This is a genomic window from Erwinia sp. SLM-02, from assembly GCF_037450285.1.
Taxonomy (GTDB): domain Bacteria; phylum Pseudomonadota; class Gammaproteobacteria; order Enterobacterales; family Enterobacteriaceae; genus Erwinia.
The window spans coordinates 297,437-313,599 of the sequence record NZ_JAQISN010000002.1 but is presented as its reverse complement, the minus strand read 5'-3'; the positions used below and the strand labels follow the sequence as shown (position 1 = coordinate 313,599).

The following is a 16,163-nucleotide window of genomic DNA, read 5'->3' as shown; positions in this document are numbered from 1 at the left end:
TTGTGGGGTTTTATTATGACGATTTGGGGTAAAACAGGCATTCTGCTGGCCGGGCTGATCGCATCAGCCAGTCTGTGGGCCGCACCGTTTGTGGTAGAAGATGTCAGCGGCCGTAAGGTCGAAATTAAATCGGAAGTGAAGAGAGTGATCCTGGGGGAAGGGCGGCAGATCTATCTGCTGGCGGCCTTCGATACCGGGGCACCTTTCCAGCGCGTAGTGGGCTGGCGCGACGATCTGCCAAAGGCCGATTTCGACACTTACCAAATCTACGCGGAAAAATACCCGCAGATCAAAAAGCTGCCGACCTTTGGCGGGGCTAAAGACGGCACCTTTAACGTTGAGCAGGCGCTGACCCTCAAACCCGATCTGGTGCTGATGAACCTGGAATCGAAGGCGGCGACCGACGAATCGAAGCTGACCGAAAAACTCGATAAGCTGGGTATTCCGGTGGTGTTTATCGATTTCCGCGAGAAGCCGTTTGAGAACGCCGAAAAGAGCATCCGCATTATGGGCCAGCTGGTGGGTAAACCCGAGCGTGCCGAAGAGATCGTCGCTTTCCGCCAGCGGCAGATCGATATCGTCACCGACCGCCTGAAAAACTTCACCGGCAAGCGCCCTGAGGTGATGCTGGACCGCGCCGGTGGCTACACCGAAGAGTGCTGCATGTCGTTTGGCGATGAAAACTTTGGCCGGATGGTGGAAGTGGCCGGAGGCAAAAATATTGCCAAAGGGCTGATCCCCGGCACCTTCGGCACGCTGAACCCCGAGCAGATTATCGCCGCGCGCCCTGATGTGGTGATTGTGACCGGCGCTAACTGGAAGAACTACAATACCGCCGGTGGCTGGGTGGGCGTGGGTCCGGGAGCGGATCTCGCGGAAGCAACAAAACGCCTGACGGCGCTGATGGCGCGCCCGGCGTTCCGCACGCTGCCGGTCGCCACCAACGGCAATGCACACGCTATCTGGCATCAGTTCTACGACAGTCCGTATCAGTTCGTGGCGATTCAGGCGATGGCCAAATGGCTGCATCCGGAGCTGTTTAAGGACATCGATCCGGATGCTACCTTCCGCGAATTCCACCAGCGCTTCCTGCCGGTGGCCTACCAGCCGGGCTACTGGGTTACCCTGCCGGCCAGCCACTGATCGGCAGACAAAGGGTGCTATTCGCACCCTTTGTCTAAATGACTAATAATCAGCGTCTTGCGCGAATAACATCCCGCTATTAGCCGTTTCACTCATATCCCCTAACACTTCACACCGGTTCGCTTTTTCGTTCTCCCTTATTTTATTCGCAGGTTCACAGCGGTGTCCTGCCGTCGGTGAGGTTTCGCCAGGCGGGGACAGCGCGTTGAGTTTCGGATACCGGCATAACAGGGAGTGAGCCATGAAACTTTATACCCGGCGGTGGTTATCAGCTCTGTTGATTGCGGCATCGGCCACCCTTCATGCAGGAAGCGACTCACAGGACGATGGGTGCCATGACGATCGCAGCATGGCTTCCGATCGCGCCCGCCAGGGCGAGCAGCCGAGCGCACCGCACCTGAGCAAGTCGGATCTGAAAGCGATAGCGGTGTATCTGAAACGCCTGGTCAGCCAGGCACCACCCGCCGCGCCGCCGCCGAAGGAAAAGAGTGATGGCGTGGGCATATAATGAAAAAGCCACTCCCTTTCGGGAGTGGCTCGGTGGCGAAGGATCCGGCGGCGTAGAACAAAACGCTGACGCCCGGCAACGCGAATTACGGTGCGGAGTGCGCGCCCGGCTCGCTCAGTTTTTTCAGGTCTTTGTCCAGGAAGAACAGAGCCTGACCGGTGTTGCCAACCAGCGCCAGCTTGTCCAGAACAGATTTGAACAGCTTCTCTTCTTCATGCTGCTCGGCCACGTACCACTGCAGGAAGTTGAAGGTTGAATAGTCCTGGCTGGTGATCGCCGAATGAGCCAGTTCGTTGATCTTTGAGGTGATCAGCTGCTCGTGCTGGTAGGCCTGCTCCAGCACTTCACTCAGTGAGTTAAAGGTCACCGGTGGTGCATCAATGGTGCCCAGCACCGGCATCGCGCCGGTATCGCTCAGGTAGTTGAACAGACGCTGCATATGCTGCATCTCTTCTACGGAGTGTTCACGCAGGAAAGCGGCAGCACCATCAAAGCCTTTATCGTTAGCCCAGGCACTCATCTGCAGATAGAGGTTAGCAGAGTAGAATTCGAGATTAAGCTGATCGTTCAGCTTCGCGGTCATTTCATTGGTCAGCATGGTGACTCCTTAAAATTATTATTTTCTGTGGATGACAGGTGATTTCTGCGCATTATGCACGCATCCTGATAAAATAAAAACCGTTTATTATAGCAAAAGCTAAATTTATTTTTATGTATTCAATATTATGATTTATATGTGTTTTTTATTTTAATTAAATATAATTCGTTTCGATTTTTAAATAAGTTTGATAACCATTCTTATTAATAATTACAGCCCTGAATATCATCGGAATGAGAATTAATCTCTTTAAGATTTATCTGCTAATCTATTAATTCTAGTTGAATAAGAAGCTTCTGCCACAGGGCAGAAGCCGGGTGGGACTGCCGTCAGCAAACCGGGCTGGCGGCCTCGGTGAGGATCAGATCGGCCGCGCGCTCGGCGATCATTATCGTTGGCGCGTTGGTATTGCCGCTGGGGATTTGAGGAAAGATGCTGCAGTCTGCCACCCGTAAACCCGACATACCGTGTACGCGCAGCTGCAGATCGACCACGGACGTTGCCGGATATGGGCCCATACGGCAGGTGCCGACCGGGTGATAGACGGTTTTAATATCGTTAAGAATAAAGGCAGTAATGGCCTCTTCATCCTCCTCATTCACCTCATCCAGCTGCAAAATATGCCCGACCACGGACTGCAGGGACGGGCTGCGCAGCAGGCGAAGCCCCGCTTTTACCGCCCTGATCTGGCCGGCGAGATCGGCAGGATCGCTGAGATAGCCGGCATCAATCGCCAGTTCATCGGCCGGGTTGCTGCTGGTCAGCCGGACTTCACCACGCGACTGGCTCTGCAGAAATCCTACCTTGACCGTCAGCCCATGCTCGCTGCCCGCCGGGTTCGCATCGGGTCCGTTCTCAAAATTATCCAGCACCGGCAGAAAATGGAACTGCACATCGGCCCGGCCGCGGCCGGTGGTATCGATTAACGCCCCGCCTTCCAGAATGTTGCTGGTCAGCAGGCCGCTGCGAAAACAGTGCCACTGCACGAAGTTTTTAACCGCGCGCAGACCCCGGTCCTCCCCCCACATGCTGTTTGCGGTGGTCACGGTGGCATTCAGCGACATATGCAGATGGTCCTGATAGTACTTGCCAACGGGTAAATCAGCGCAGACAGGAATACCCAGGCTGTCGAGCAGTTTCTGCGGCCCGATGCCCGACAGCTGCAAAATTTTTGCACTACCGAAAGCCCCCGCACAAACAATGATTTCCCGGCGGGCAAAGGCCTGGTGAGGATGGGGAATGTGCGTATGGTAAATCACACCCCGGGCATGGTCGCCTTCCACAATCAGCTGCTGCACCTCCGCGCCGGTGATCACGGTCAGTTGGGGATCGTTCTTGACCCGATCGAGGTAGGCCCGTGAGGTGCTGGCGCGTTCGCCATGGTGGGTGGTGGTTTGCCAGAGCCCGATACCCGAAGGGCTACCGTTATTGAAATCATTGACATACGTCAGCCCCTGCTCCTGCCCGGCGCGGACAAACGCCTGGGTTAACGGATGGTGGAACAGGCTTTCACTCACGCTGAGCGGCCCCTGCTGCGCATGATATTTGCCGCTCAGGCTGATATTTTTTTCCGCTTTTCTGAACCACGGCAGCAAATCTTCCCAGCCCCAGCCCTGGCAGCCGTACTGATTTGCCCAGTCGTCATAGTCCTGCGGCTGGCCGCGCAGATAGATCATGCCGTTGACGGCGCTGCCGCCGCCGAGAACCCGGCCCTGGCCGACCTGCATAATGCGATTATTCACGTATTGCTGGGGAAGGGTGCGATAGGGCCAGCGTGTATGGGGTGAGAGTTTTACCAGTCCGGCGGGCATTTTGTGGAACAGGCTGCTGTCACGGCCGCCCGCTTCCAGCAGCAGGACGCTACCTGCCTGGGCCTCAATCAGTCGGGCGGCGATAACGCAGCCTGCGGAACCGCCGCCGATGATAATATAGTCAAATTGCTGCTCTGCCATAGTGAATCTCCTGAAGGTAACGACTGGCGTCGTCATAACATCCGATGTACTTCAGGAGTTAAACTACGTTTTACAACGGGATGAACGCTAATTTAAACGTGCGGATTAGAAATCCATTTTCACCGTGAACTGCACCTCACGCGGGTCGCCAATCTGGTTAGAGAGATTATTGGTCGCGATTGATGAGGTGTAATAGGTTTTGTCGAAGATATTCTTCACGTTAACCTGCAGCGTAACCGGATGTTCTGCCTTGATTTTGTAAGAGGCAAAGGCATCGGCGACCGCGTAGCCCTGCAGGGAGTAGTCTTCACCGTTGTCACCGGAACGACGGCTGACCGCATGCCCGCCGCCGCCCACGGTCAGCGTATTGCCATCAAACACGTTGTGGAAGTCGTAGGTCAGGAACAGCGATCCGGTATGGCGCGGCACGTTTGGCAGCATCTTCCCCTGGTAATCGGGATCTTCCATCACTTTGGCATCGGTATAGCCATAGCTGGCGATGACGTTGATGTTCTGCGTCAGCGCGCCGGCCACATCCACCTCGACCCCGCGTGAACGCACCCGACCGGCGGTTTTCGCTACGCTTTCATCATTGATGGTTTCGGTATACAGCACGTTGTTTTTATTGATGTTAAACAGAGTCACGTTGGCCGTAACGCCGTCAAACAGATCGAACTTGGCACCGGCTTCCCACGCGGTGGCGGTTTCCGGCGGCAGCTCGCCGATGTAGCTGGCAATCGAGTACTGCGGCATAAACGAGCGTGAAACGTTAGCGAACAGCGAGATACCCGGCGTGGCTTTATACACCAGGCCAAACTTCGGTACCCAGGCATTGTCGGTGCTGTCGGTATTGACGTTGAACGGACGACCCTTACCGGCGTATTCGGTAAAATACTGATAGCGCAGGGCGCTGACCGCAATCCACTTATCGGTCAGATACAGTGAGTCCTGCACATAGGCCGAGTAGCTGACCTGCTGAATAGTCTGATCGCTGTCCGACGCGGATACCGTAGTGCATTTGCCGGTCGAGCCGTAGGACGGATTGTAGATATTGAAGTCCTGCACGTTCTTACAGCGGATCATATCGGTGCGCAGCAGATCGTAGTTTTCATACGCCACCCCGGTCAGGATCTCGTTGTACAGGCCGCCAATCACCACGTCGCCCTGCAGATCGAAGCGTGCCGAGTGCTGGCGCTGGGTCGATCCCTGCGTGGCGTCAACGCGGCGGGTCAGGTTGCCGGTGGTGGCGTCATAGGCCATCACGCGCGCCTGGTTATCGCTGTATTTATCCTGGCTGAAGCTGTAGTCAAACTTCGCCGTCCACTGGTTATTAATACGGTATTCGGCGTTCAGCTGCGCGAGGTCCGATTCGCCGTCGGTGATGTTGTACTCTTCATCAAAGCGGGTTTCGCGATTCACATTGACCGCGTGCCCGGTATTCAGATCGAAAATGGTGCCGCGATCGAACGGGGTGCTGTAGTTACGGTGGGAATACGCGATGTTAATCGTTGCATCGTCGCCGAACCAGGTCAGAGACGGGGCAATAAAGCTGCTGCGCTCTTTGCCGAAATTGCGCCAGTAGTCTTCGTGCTGGTAGGAGCCAATCAGACGATACGCCAGGTTGGTACCTTCGATCGGGCCGGTCAGATCCACGGTTCCGTTACCGCCGCCGAAGCTGGTGGACGTTGCCGAGATCGAGCCGCCAAAGGTGCGCTCCGGGCGCTTGGTGACCACGTTGATCAGCCCGCCCGGATCGAGAATACCGTACAGCGTTGAGGCCGGACCTTTCAGCACTTCAACCCGCTCGGTGGCGGCGTTAAAGCTGCGCGGCAGAACGGTTTTCAGGCCGTTGGTCATTACCGAACCATCGCGGTTGCTGCCGAAGCCACGGCGCACAAAGGCGTCCTGCGTGCCGCCCAGGGTGTTGGTTTGCACCACGTTGCTGACGTTATTAAGCACTTCATCCAGCGTGGTGGAGTGCTGATCCTCAATAACCCGATCGCTGACGGTATTCACCACCTGCGGAATATCCAGCAGCGGCATATTGGTCAGCGTGGCCGTCGTGGAGTTCAGCGGCTGATAGCCGGACGTCATCGGTTTATCGGCATCGGCGACGCTGGCGTCTACCGTCATGGTGCCTGCATCTTTAACGGTTTTGTCGCTGGTGCCGGTGGCATCCGGGGTGGGGGCCGCTATCGCTACTGAAGATGACAGCGCACCAATGAAGATCGCTGAAAACAACGCGTAACCTTTTTTTCCCAGAAAAGAAGGTGTTAACTCACTCATTTAATTTTTATCCCGCACGTATCCCATCGTCATTTGGATCGATGAGAAGAGGTTTCTTATTTCATTGCCCGATTGATTACGTTACCGCTGCCTATCCGTTAGCCCGTCTTGCGGGGTCAGATATGTAATTGAGAATCATTCAAACATGCGGTTATGTAGTAGTAAACGCAAAAATCAGGAAAAAATCATGCAGGTTTTTTAACACCGATTTGTCACATTTATCGTCGGGTTATTGTTTTTTAACCTGTTGATTTTATTTTGTGTTGAGTAATTTCAGGTTTCCTGATAACTCCATAAAACATTGCAGGGCGATGTTTTAATAAGCGCCGCGTTATTTCTTGACTACTACATCCATTCTACGCATGATCGAGAAAGATAATGAGAGTTATTTTTATTTAAGACTTACGCGCGCGCTGGCCCGGAGCCACGCCGTTGCGGTGCAGGAGTAGTGAATGCCACAGCGGGTGGAGCAGAATACCGGCGATCGTATCGCTCAGCAGCAGCAGGGGATCGTGCTGGATCGGCTGTCGGCCGGATACGGAAAGCAGATCATCGTCGATGATATCAGCCTGACCATTCCGGCGAAGAAAATGACCGTGCTGGTCGGCGCCAACGGTTCGGGAAAATCTACCCTGTTGACCACCATCGCGCGCATGCTGGCCCCGCTTGGCGGCAGCGTGATGCTGGACGGTAAAAGCATTCATCAGCAGCCCACCAAAGCCGTGGCCCGCCAGCTGGGCATGCTGCCGCAGTCGCCGCTGCTGCCGGAAGGGCTGACCGTATTTGAGCTGGTTTCACGCGGGCGCTACCCGTGGCAGAACTTTATGCGCCAGTGGTCTGACGCGGACGAAGCGGCGGTAGAGGAGGCGTTACGGCTGACCGGCACCGCCGAATTCGCCCATCTGCCGGTGGACAGCCTCTCCGGCGGTCAGCGGCAGCGCTGCTGGATTGCCATGGCGCTGGCGCAGCAAACCCAGACCATTCTGCTGGATGAACCCACCACTTTCCTCGACCTGCGCTATCAGGTGGAGATCCTCGAACTGCTGCACGACCTGACCCGCCTGCACGGCCGTACCGTGGTGGTGGTGCTGCACGATCTTAACTTCGCGGTGAACTACGCCGACCGGCTGGTCTTTTTAAAGCAGGGGCGTCTGCTGGGCGTCACCGGCGAAGATGAAAGCTGCACGCCGGAGATGATCAAAGCGGCCTTTGACGTTGACGTGCAGATGTCGATTAACCCGCTGACGCAGAAACCGTTCTTTATGCCGTTCCGCCGCCGCGATGGCCAACGCTGATGCGCAGCCGGCTCCACTCCGTCGATCGCCATCCGCTGCGCCCCGCGCTGGCGCTGCCGCTGCTGCTTGGTCTGCTGCTGGCCGGGTCGGTGGTGCATCTTGGCCTGGGCGCGCGCTACATCGGCCCTTCAACCGTACTCCAGGCGCTGCTGCACTTCGATCCGCGCAGCTTCGACCATAAGGTCATTGTCGAGCTGCGCCTGCTGCGGCTGGTCGCGGCCCTGCTGACCGGCGCGGCGCTGGGCGTGGCCGGGCTGCTGCTGCAGTCGGTGATCCGTAACCCGCTGGGTGAACCGCATATTCTCGGGCTGAATGCCGGGGCGGCGCTGGCGGTGGTGATCGCCTCGGCGGCCGGCGCAGGGTGGGGCGGTTTGCTGGCCAGCCGTCCGCTGGTTGCCGCCTGCGGGGCCGCCGCGCTGTTTGCCGTGGTGATGCTGCTGGCTTCCGCCGGGCGCACGGGAATGACGCCGCTGAAGGTGACGCTCTGCGGCGTCGCGCTCTCGGCTTTTGCCTCCTCGGTGACCGCCGCGATCCTGATCCTCGACGAGCAGACGCTGCTGGAAATGCGCACCTGGCTGGCCGGGGATCTCGCCGGGCTTAGCTGGTCGGTGACCGCCGCCGCCGCGCTGCCCGCGCTGGTCGGTATGCTGCTGGCGCTGGCGATTGCGCCACGGCTGAACGTGCTGGCGCTGGGGGATCAGGTGGCCAGCGGGCTGGGGGTACACATCGCCCGGACCCGACTGATCGGGCTGATCGCGGCGGCGCTGCTCTGCGGGGCCGCGGTGTCGGTGGCCGGCCCCATCGGCTTTATCGGGCTGGTGGTGCCGCACGTCGTGCGGCGGCTGATGACCGACGATATCCGCCTGGCGGTGCCGCTGTCCGCGCTGGGCGGGGCGCTGCTGCTGCTGCTGGCCGATCTGGTGGCCCGCGTGCTGATCGCGCCCCAGGAGCTGGCGACCGGGGTGATGACCGCCCTGGTCGGTGCGCCGGTATTTATCTTTATCGCTGCCAGGTACTTCAAATGAAAAAAGCCGCGCAACGACCGGGCTTTCGGCGGCTCAGGCTGGGGCCGTTCACGCGGCTGCTGCGCCCGCGCCTGCTGGCGACGGGCGTGCTGCTGGCCGCGGTTGCGCTGCTGCTGGCGCTGTTCGGCCTGACGCAGGGCACGCTGCCCGTTCCCGCTTCGGACATCGGCCGGGCGCTGTTTTACCCGCAGCAGCTCACTGCGCAGCAGCACTATATCGTCTGGGATATTCGCCTGCCGCGCCTGCTGATGGCGCTGCTGAGCGGGGCGATGCTGGGAATGGCCGGAGCGGCAATGCAGTCGATCACCCGCAACGGGCTGGCCGATCCGGGGCTGATCGGCGTCAAGGAAGGGACCAGCGCCGTCGTGCTGGTGCTGATCCTGCTGTTTCCCGCGCTCAGCCTGCTGTGGCGGCCGCTGGCCGGTATGGCGGGTGGGCTGCTGGTGGCGCTGATCGTGGTGCTGCTGGCGCGCGATTTCTCAAGGCCGCGCTTTATTCTGATCGGCATCGGCGTGTCCTGGGCATTTGCCGCCGGGATCGGGGTGTTTATGACCACCGCCGACGTGCGCGACGTGCAGACCGCGCTGGTGTGGATGGCGGGCAGCCTGCACTCCGCCACCTGGTCGCTGCTGGCGGTGGCGTTCTGCTGGGCGCTGCCGGGGGCGCTGATCCTGTTTCTGACCGCCCGGGCATCGGACGTGGCGCTGCTCGGCGACCAGTCCGCCACCGGGCTGGGTGTTCGCCTCCGGCGGCTGTCGCTGGTGCGCTTCTGCGCCCCGGTATTGCTGACCGCGGCCAGCGTGTCCTGCGTCGGCAGTCTGGGCTTTGTCGGGCTGATTGCGCCGCACATGGCCCGCTTTCTGCTGCGCGGCGGCCAGGTGGCACTGCTCAGCGGCAGCGCGCTGCTGGGCGCACTGCTGGTTCTGCTGACGGACTCCATCGGGCGGCTGGCCTTCGCCCCGCTGCAAATTCCGGCGGGTATTGTGATGGCGCTGGTGGGCGGTCCGTTCTTTCTTCTGCTGCTGTGGCGTCGTCGTGACGCGCTGTAAAACCCTGAGGATGGCTATGCGCCTGCTAATTTCCCTGTTATTCCTGACCTGCCTGAGCGCCACCGCTGCCGAACCAACGCAGCAGTTCACCGACGATCTGGGCCGTACCGTCACCGTGCCGCTGCATCCGCAGCGCATTGTTTCGCTGCACGATCTGGATATTACCATCCCCCTGATTGAGCTGGGCGTGCCGCCGGTGGCCAGCCATGGGCGCACGCGGGCGGACGGTTCGCACTTCCTGCGCTCCAGCGGGCTGCTGACCGGGGTGGATTTCGACAATTCATCGATCCAGTTTATCGGCACCGCCGATATGGATATTGAAGCCATCGCCGCCGCAAAGCCCGACCTGATTATCACCGAGCCCAGCCGCAACACCGCCATCGAACAGCTGGAAAAGATTGCCCCAACGGTCAGTATTGACCACCTGGTGGGCGGTGCGCCGCGCATCTACAGCAAGCTGGCGCAGCTGACCGGCAGCCAGAAGCAGTTGGCGATCCTTGAGCGCCGTTACCAGGAGCAGATCAAACAGCTGAAGCTGATGGTGGATACCCAGCACATCACCGTCTCGGTGATCCAGGCGAACAAGGGCAAAATCACCGTCCATCACACCTACCGTGCGCTGGGCCGCGTGCTGCGCGATGCCGGTTTCCGCTTCCCGCCGCTGATTGACAGCATTCCCGACGGCGATCGTATTGAGGTCAGCGCCGAGCGGCTGCCGGAGCTGGACGCCGATTTTATTTTCGATACCTGGCGTTCCGATACCGGCGGGAAACCGCAGGAAGAGCTGGATGCGATGAACGCCATTATGCCCGGCTGGTGCCAGTTCCTGAACGCCTGCCGCAGCGGTCATTACATCCTGCTGCCGCGTGAAGAGACGATCTCTAACTCCTTTGCGGCGCTGAGCCTGATGGTGGCGCAGGTGCAGTCGCATATCGCCGGGCGCCCGATGCCGGTGGCGAAATAATCCATGACGCGTTCGCGCCTTATTCTGCTGAAACTGCACTGGCTACTGGGGATCACCCTCGGCGCCAGCCTGTCGTTTATGGCGCTGAGCGGCGTGACGATGAGTTTTGAAGATGAAATTATGCAGGCGCTCAGCCCGCAGATGACCGTCAGCCCGCCGCAGGATGGCGTGCCGATGTCGGCGGCGGCGATGATTGCCGCGCTACGCCAGCAGCGGCCCGGCGAGCGGTTGATGTCGTTACAGATTGAGCAGCAGGCAGACCGCGCCTGGACCGCCGCCTTTCAGCGCGGTAAAGGGCAGCGCAACCTGCGGGTGCTGATTAATCCGTACAGCGGGCAAATCCTCGGGGAAGCCACCGGCGCGGTGTTCTTTGCTACGGTGCGCAACCTGCACCGCTTCCTCTCCCCGAACGGTGATAACGCCATCGGACGGGCGATCACCGGTGCCAGCGCCGTCAGCCTGATCTTCTTTGCCCTCTCCGGGCTGTGGCTGCGCTGGACGGCGGGCAGCCGCAGCGCGCGGGAGTGGCTGCGGCCGGACTTTCGCCTCAGCGGCCGTGCCCTGTACCGCATGCTGCACCAGGTGGCGGGGAGCTGGCTGGCCGTGCTTTATCTGGTCAGTGCGCTCTCCGGCCTGTGGTGGTCATCGCAGTGGTATCGCCAGGGCGTGACGTGGCTGCTCGGCAGCGCCCCGGCAGAGGTGGTGAAGAAGCTCCCCGCTGAGAAAAAAACGGCGGCAAAGCCCGTGGAAGCGGACTGGGATCGCGTCTGGCAGCAGGTGGTCCAGCGCTACGGCAGTCACTACCGGTCGGCGCTGCTGTTTATTCCCGCGCCGGGGAAAGCGATTCGCGTCCGCGTTCTGCCGGTTGATGCACCCCACGCCCGCGCGCTGGATGAGCTGAGCATCAACCCCCGCACCCTGAACGTTACCCGGCAGACGCTTTACCGCAGTCTGCCTGCCGGTGAACGTATTCTGACCGATATGGACCCGATCCATACCGGCGCGCTGTTTGGCATCCCGGGCCGGTTGGCGATAACGATCTCCAGCCTGAGCATGCCGCTGTTTTTTATCACCGGGCTGCTGATGTACTGGAAGCGGCGGCAGCGCCGCAAAAATCCGACATCTTCTGAGGAGCATTTGTGAATTCTTTAACCGAACGCACCGGATGGGTTCCGCGCCCGCTGGATGCGGAACTGACCGACTATCTGCCGCAGCCGCTGACGGCGGAAGCCCGCGTCGGCTGGCTGACCGCTGACGGAGCCGTGCGCCTGAGCGGCTCCGGCCACGCGCGTTATATCCTTGAAAAATTGACCGCCGGGTTCGCGCACTATCACCCTGAGGTGCGTTTTGCCATTGAGCTGAAGGGCACCCCGACCGCGATGGCCTTCGCCATCAACGATAAGGCGATGCTGAGCGTGATGGGGCGTGAAATCACCCCGATGGAAAGCGTCCCCTGGCGCAAACAGCGCGGTGCGGAACCGCTGGCGGTTCGGGTGGCGTGCGCCGCGCTGGATACCCGCCAGCATCTGGCAACCTCGCTGGCGGTATACGTGCATCACAGCAGCCCGCTGGCGCGGATAAGCCTCAGCCAGCTGGCCCGGATCTTCACCGCCGGTCACCCCGCTGGCGACTTCAACCGCTGGGGGCAGCTGGGGCTGACGGGGGAGTGGGCGGACAGACGCATTGTGCCGCTGACCACCCAGCAGTTCAGCGGTTTCGGCAGCTATATGCAGAAGCACCACTTCGGCGGGCGGGCGCTCAGCGCCGACTGTGAATATCTGGTCGGCACCGATCGCCTGCTGGCGCGGCTGGAGCAGGAGCCGTCGGCCATTTGCGTGGCGGCCATCGGCCGGGAAACTGCCCTGCTGCGCGCGCTGCCGCTGGCCGCTGACGACAGTGGACCGTGGCTGAGCGGCACCGTGCCGGAGATGACGGCGGGCGAATACGCGCTGGGGCGCTACCTGTGGTTCTACCCGGCAACGCGCTACGGCGGCGGGCTGGATGCGCTGCAGCGGGAATTTCTGCGCTTTACGCTGTCGCGGCAGGGGCAGCAGATGATTGCCTCCCAGCCCGACGGTTATCTGCCGCTCAGCGCGGCGGATGCCCGGGCGGAGCGGCTAAAGCTGGATCTGGCGGAGGGAGCCTGATGTCTGAATTCTTTAACATTACCGGCAATGACGGCATGGCGTCGCTGATCGAGCCGTGGTGCGCGATGCTGTCCGCCGAGCGGCCGGAGCAGTGCTTTCAACTGTCTCTGGCCGGGTCGTCTACCGCAATCATGGCGCTGGCGGCGGATGCCTGCCTGCTGGCCCCGATGTCGCGCGCGCCCTGGGCGCAGGAGCTGGCGGCTTTTCGCAACGTTAAGGGGTATTCGCCGACCGGTATTCAGGTGGGCTGGTGCGGATACGGCCCGCGCGCGGGGGCGAAAACGCCGCCCGCCATCTGGCTGCATCGTGATAATCCGCTGGCCGGGCTGAGTATGGCGCAGCTGGCGGCGGTGTTTTCATCCGGTACGCCGCAGGGGGATATCACCTGCTGGTCCCAGCTGGGGCTGAGTGGCGCCTGGCAGCACCGGCGCATTCATCTCTACGGCCTGCGCGATGACGGTAAATATGCCAGCGGTTTTCGCCGCGCCCATCTCGCCAACCGGCAGTTCCCCCACCACTATGAACCGCTGCCGGACCGCCGCGCGGTGCTGGAAGCGGTGGCTGCCGATCCCTTCTCGCTGGGCGCCGTCGGTTGGTTTAATGCCGCCGAATTCGGTGATGGGGTGCGCGTGCTGCCGTTAGGCCAGCGCGAAGGAGCCTACTTTATGCCCGACGCGCAGGCGGTTCAGGCGGGGGACTATCCGCTGGGGAGTGCCGTTACGCTGTGGTTCGATCTGCCCCCCGGCGGCGTCCCTGAACCCCGCCTGGCGGCGTTCCTGCGGCTGGCGCTGTCCGATGCCGGCCAGCAGGTGGTGGCCGCACAAAGCGCGTCGCCAGAGGGCTATCTGCCGCTGAATGAGGTCATGCTGCACGCACAGCGCCAGCGGCTGAATGAATTCATCAAGGGGCAGGGATGAACAGACTGCTGACCCAAAAAACCAAAACCCGCGTGGATATTTACGGTGAACGCTTTCGCGCCCGCGGTCCGGGGCTGTCGCCGCGCCTGATGGCGGTAGCCAGCTACATCAACGATAACCGCGAGGTTGTGCTGGAACATACGGCGATGGAAATCGCCGCCGCAACGCAGACTTCCGACGCCACCGTGGTCCGGGCCATTCAGGCGCTGGGGTTTGCCGGGCTGCGCGATCTGAAGCAGACCATGGAAAGCTGGTTCGGGCCGGGGATCTCCTCGGCGGAAAAAATGAGCTCAACGGTGAATGCGCTCGCCAGCGACGTGAACTCCAGCATCGATTTTGTTCTGGAAGGGCACCAGCGCGCCTGTGAAGTGCTGTCTGAACCCCATAACCGTGCCGCCATGTCCCGGGCGGTGGCGCTGCTGGCGGAGGCGCGGCAGGTGGCGATTTTCGGCATCGGTGCCTCCAGCATCCTGGCCGAATACGCCGCACGCCTGTTCAGCCGCAACGGCATTCCCGGCACCGCGCTTAACCGCACCGGGGTGATGCTGGCCGAACAGCTGATCAATCTGCAGCGCGGTGACGTGCTGGTGATGATGGCGCAGAAGTCGGCCCACCGGGAAGGGCTGACGACGCTGCGCGAGGCGAAAAGGCTGGGGATCCCCACCATTCTGCTGACCCACGCCACCGATTCCCGCTTCAGCAAAGAGGTTCAGGTGGTGATCAACGTGCCGCGCGGCGGGGAAAATGGCAAAGTGCCGCTGCACGGCACGGTGCTGGTATGCCTGGAGATGATTATTCTGTCGGTGGCCTCCACCGCGCCGCAGCGGACGATTAAATCGATGAAGCGTATTCAGGAGCTGTATCGGGCGATTGGTAAATCGGGGGCAAAGAAGGCGTAGCGGAATTAAACAGCCGGGGCGGCCTGAAACGTATTTAGCGTAATATCAGGCCGTATTCACCTCGTTTCTCTGCCCTGTTTTCCGCCGCTCCTCCCTGTTGCTGCGTAATGATTTTATTAAAATTAGGCTGCTGCAATTATTCGGTAAAAAACGCGGTCTTTTTTCGTTTACACTCTGGCAGCCGCAACGGATTGCGATGCGGATAATTTACGATTTATCTACATACTGTACTGCAGGAGTTTTACATGGCGAGTACCACGCCGGATAATGCTGCGAATCATTCGCCGCTACCGTCTGCTCTTCCCCTCTTTCCCGAACCGAATGACCCACTGGATTTACTGGATATTTTCGCCATCATCCTCCGGCGGAAACTGACCGTTCTGGCCTTTATTTTCGTCGCGGCGCTGATCGCGGTGGCGGTCAGTTTTATTATGCCGCAGCGCTGGACCAGCACGGCGATGCTGGTGCCGGCCGAACCGGCGCAGCTGAAAAATATCAATAATATTCTTACCGAGCTGTCGGTACTGGGGATTAAAACGGATATTACGCCAGATTCACTGCTGTCTGAATTTATGCGTAATTTCGACTCGCGCAGCCTGCGTGAGAAATATCTGGTTAATACCAACTATTTTAAAAAGCTGGCGTCAGAAAAGACGGATGATGCGGATTCACGCCACCGACTGATTAACGACATCCTGCACGGGAATATCGACTCGCATAGCTCGGTGCAGGATAAAGAGGCGGATAAAAAAGAGTATCGCTACTACGATCTGAAATATACCGCCGAAACCGCCGTTGATGCCCGTGATTTACTGGAAGGCTACATTAACTATATTACCGGCGAGGTGAACGACGAGCTGTATCAGCGGCTGGAGTATCAGATTGACGAAGCCAGAATGAAAGAAAAAGCGCTGTACGATCTGGAGATGATGCAGGAGGAGATTAAACACAGCAGTAAGATCGACCGCCTGCAGTACGCGCTGGATATTGCCAGATCGGCTGGGATTAAAAGACCGTCGTGGAGTAACGGCACCACGATTCAGGACGACCCGGATTTTTCGGTGACGCTGGGTGCTGACGGCCTGGCGCGCAAGCTGGACATTGAGAAATCGCTGCCCGCCGGGGCGCTGAACGACAAACTGCAGAGCCGTCGCCTGTACCTTGAGAAGCTGGATGCGCTGAACATCTCCCCCCCGGAGGATGTGCCGTTTAAATACATGCGTGCGCCGTTCGAGCCGCTAATCCGCGATGCGCCAAAACGCACGCTGATTGTGCTGCTGTTTTCCCTGGCCGGATTGGTTGCAGGCTGTGGTTACGTGTTGGTAAACAGCGTGGTTGCACGCCGCATGATGAAGTGAATTGCAGAGGGAGAGTTAAGGC

The 16,163-nt window shown here is 59.8% G+C and carries 14 protein-coding genes; 11 read left to right on the top strand and 3 right to left on the bottom strand.

Annotated features, from left to right (window positions below):
• The first annotated feature begins 15 nt into the window (after positions 1-15).
• Entirely contained in the window at positions 16-1,143 is a 1,128-nt protein-coding gene (locus tag PGH32_RS14655) for an ABC transporter substrate-binding protein (RefSeq protein WP_337894409.1), read from the top strand.
• 241 nt (positions 1,144-1,384) lie between these two features.
• Positions 1,385-1,651, top strand: coding sequence for a hypothetical protein (locus tag PGH32_RS14650; protein ID WP_314418002.1), 267 nt, complete (start codon positions 1,385-1,387; stop codon positions 1,649-1,651).
• Between the two features lie 85 nt (positions 1,652-1,736).
• Here PGH32_RS14650 and ftnA read toward each other — a convergent pair whose 3' ends face one another.
• The 3 genes from ftnA to PGH32_RS14635 all read right to left on the bottom strand — a co-directional run bounded on the left by ftnA (position 1,737) and on the right by PGH32_RS14635 (position 6,487).
• Positions 1,737-2,249: a non-heme ferritin gene (gene ftnA / locus PGH32_RS14645; protein ID WP_314418003.1), complete on the bottom strand. Its 513-nt coding sequence runs from the start codon at positions 2,247-2,249 to the stop codon at positions 1,737-1,739.
• Between the two features lie 329 nt (positions 2,250-2,578).
• A complete protein-coding gene (locus tag PGH32_RS14640; RefSeq protein ID WP_314418004.1) occupies positions 2,579-4,201 on the bottom strand; it encodes a GMC family oxidoreductase in 1,623 nt (540 codons plus the stop codon).
• A 105-nt stretch (positions 4,202-4,306) separates the two neighbouring features.
• Positions 4,307-6,487 carry a TonB-dependent siderophore receptor gene (locus PGH32_RS14635; protein ID WP_314418006.1) on the bottom strand — a complete coding sequence of 727 codons (2,181 nt, stop codon included), beginning with the start codon at positions 6,485-6,487 and terminating at the stop codon, positions 4,307-4,309.
• A 452-nt stretch (positions 6,488-6,939) separates the two neighbouring features.
• Between PGH32_RS14635 and PGH32_RS14630 the strand changes: the two genes are divergently transcribed.
• From PGH32_RS14630 to wzz(fepE), 9 genes are all read left to right on the top strand, one after another.
• Complete coding sequence (locus PGH32_RS14630; protein WP_337894408.1) at positions 6,940-7,782, top strand: ABC transporter ATP-binding protein; 843 nt, start codon at positions 6,940-6,942, stop codon at positions 7,780-7,782.
• The gene (locus PGH32_RS14625) at positions 7,782-8,807 is read left to right on the top strand and encodes a FecCD family ABC transporter permease (protein ID WP_314418009.1); all 1,026 of its coding nucleotides are present in this window, start codon (positions 7,782-7,784) and stop codon (positions 8,805-8,807) included. The genes PGH32_RS14630 and PGH32_RS14625 overlap by 1 nt, the downstream gene beginning before the upstream one ends.
• Positions 8,804-9,856: a FecCD family ABC transporter permease gene (locus PGH32_RS14620; RefSeq protein WP_337894407.1), complete on the top strand. Its 1,053-nt coding sequence runs from the start codon at positions 8,804-8,806 to the stop codon at positions 9,854-9,856. Before PGH32_RS14625 ends, PGH32_RS14620 begins: the two co-directional genes overlap by 4 nt.
• Positions 9,857-9,872: 16 nt before the next feature.
• Positions 9,873-10,820 carry an iron-siderophore ABC transporter substrate-binding protein gene (locus tag PGH32_RS14615; RefSeq protein ID WP_337894406.1) on the top strand — a complete coding sequence of 316 codons (948 nt, stop codon included), beginning with the start codon at positions 9,873-9,875 and terminating at the stop codon, positions 10,818-10,820.
• 3 nt (positions 10,821-10,823) lie between these two features.
• Positions 10,824-11,963: a PepSY-associated TM helix domain-containing protein gene (locus PGH32_RS14610; protein ID WP_337894405.1), complete on the top strand. Its 1,140-nt coding sequence runs from the start codon at positions 10,824-10,826 to the stop codon at positions 11,961-11,963.
• Positions 11,960-12,967 carry a hypothetical protein gene (locus tag PGH32_RS14605; RefSeq protein WP_337894404.1) on the top strand — a complete coding sequence of 336 codons (1,008 nt, stop codon included), beginning with the start codon at positions 11,960-11,962 and terminating at the stop codon, positions 12,965-12,967. Before PGH32_RS14610 ends, PGH32_RS14605 begins: the two co-directional genes overlap by 4 nt.
• Positions 12,967-13,884 carry a PstS family phosphate ABC transporter substrate-binding protein gene (locus PGH32_RS14600; RefSeq protein ID WP_337894403.1) on the top strand — a complete coding sequence of 306 codons (918 nt, stop codon included), beginning with the start codon at positions 12,967-12,969 and terminating at the stop codon, positions 13,882-13,884. The genes PGH32_RS14605 and PGH32_RS14600 overlap by 1 nt, the downstream gene beginning before the upstream one ends.
• A complete protein-coding gene (locus PGH32_RS14595) occupies positions 13,881-14,783 on the top strand; it encodes a MurR/RpiR family transcriptional regulator (protein ID WP_314418021.1) in 903 nt (300 codons plus the stop codon). Before PGH32_RS14600 ends, PGH32_RS14595 begins: the two co-directional genes overlap by 4 nt.
• A 245-nt stretch (positions 14,784-15,028) precedes the next feature.
• Positions 15,029-16,141, top strand: a complete 1,113-nt coding sequence (gene wzz(fepE) / locus PGH32_RS14590; RefSeq protein ID WP_314418023.1) for an LPS O-antigen length regulator Wzz(fepE) — start codon at positions 15,029-15,031, stop codon at positions 16,139-16,141.
• Positions 16,142-16,163 lie beyond the last annotated feature (22 nt).

Excerpts from the sequence above, each read along its gene's own strand:
- PGH32_RS14615 (WP_337894406.1), top strand. The coding sequence starts at position 9,873 with ATGCGCCTGCTAATTTCCCTGTTATTCCTGACCTGCCTGAGCGCCACC.
- PGH32_RS14600 (WP_337894403.1), top strand. The coding sequence starts at position 12,967 with ATGTCTGAATTCTTTAACATTACCGGCAATGACGGCATGGCGTCGCTG.
- ftnA (WP_314418003.1), bottom strand. The coding sequence starts at position 2,249 with ATGCTGACCAATGAAATGACCGCGAAGCTGAACGATCAGCTTAATCTC.
- PGH32_RS14620 (WP_337894407.1), top strand. The coding sequence starts at position 8,804 with ATGAAAAAAGCCGCGCAACGACCGGGCTTTCGGCGGCTCAGGCTGGGG.
- PGH32_RS14630 (WP_337894408.1), top strand. The coding sequence starts at position 6,940 with ATGCCACAGCGGGTGGAGCAGAATACCGGCGATCGTATCGCTCAGCAG.
- PGH32_RS14655 (WP_337894409.1), top strand. The coding sequence starts at position 16 with ATGACGATTTGGGGTAAAACAGGCATTCTGCTGGCCGGGCTGATCGCA.
- PGH32_RS14625 (WP_314418009.1), top strand. The coding sequence starts at position 7,782 with ATGCGCAGCCGGCTCCACTCCGTCGATCGCCATCCGCTGCGCCCCGCG.
- PGH32_RS14640 (WP_314418004.1), bottom strand. The coding sequence starts at position 4,201 with ATGGCAGAGCAGCAATTTGACTATATTATCATCGGCGGCGGTTCCGCA.
- PGH32_RS14610 (WP_337894405.1), top strand. The coding sequence starts at position 10,824 with ATGACGCGTTCGCGCCTTATTCTGCTGAAACTGCACTGGCTACTGGGG.
- PGH32_RS14635 (WP_314418006.1), bottom strand. The coding sequence starts at position 6,487 with ATGAGTGAGTTAACACCTTCTTTTCTGGGAAAAAAAGGTTACGCGTTG.
- PGH32_RS14650 (WP_314418002.1), top strand. The coding sequence starts at position 1,385 with ATGAAACTTTATACCCGGCGGTGGTTATCAGCTCTGTTGATTGCGGCA.
- PGH32_RS14595 (WP_314418021.1), top strand. The coding sequence starts at position 13,881 with ATGAACAGACTGCTGACCCAAAAAACCAAAACCCGCGTGGATATTTAC.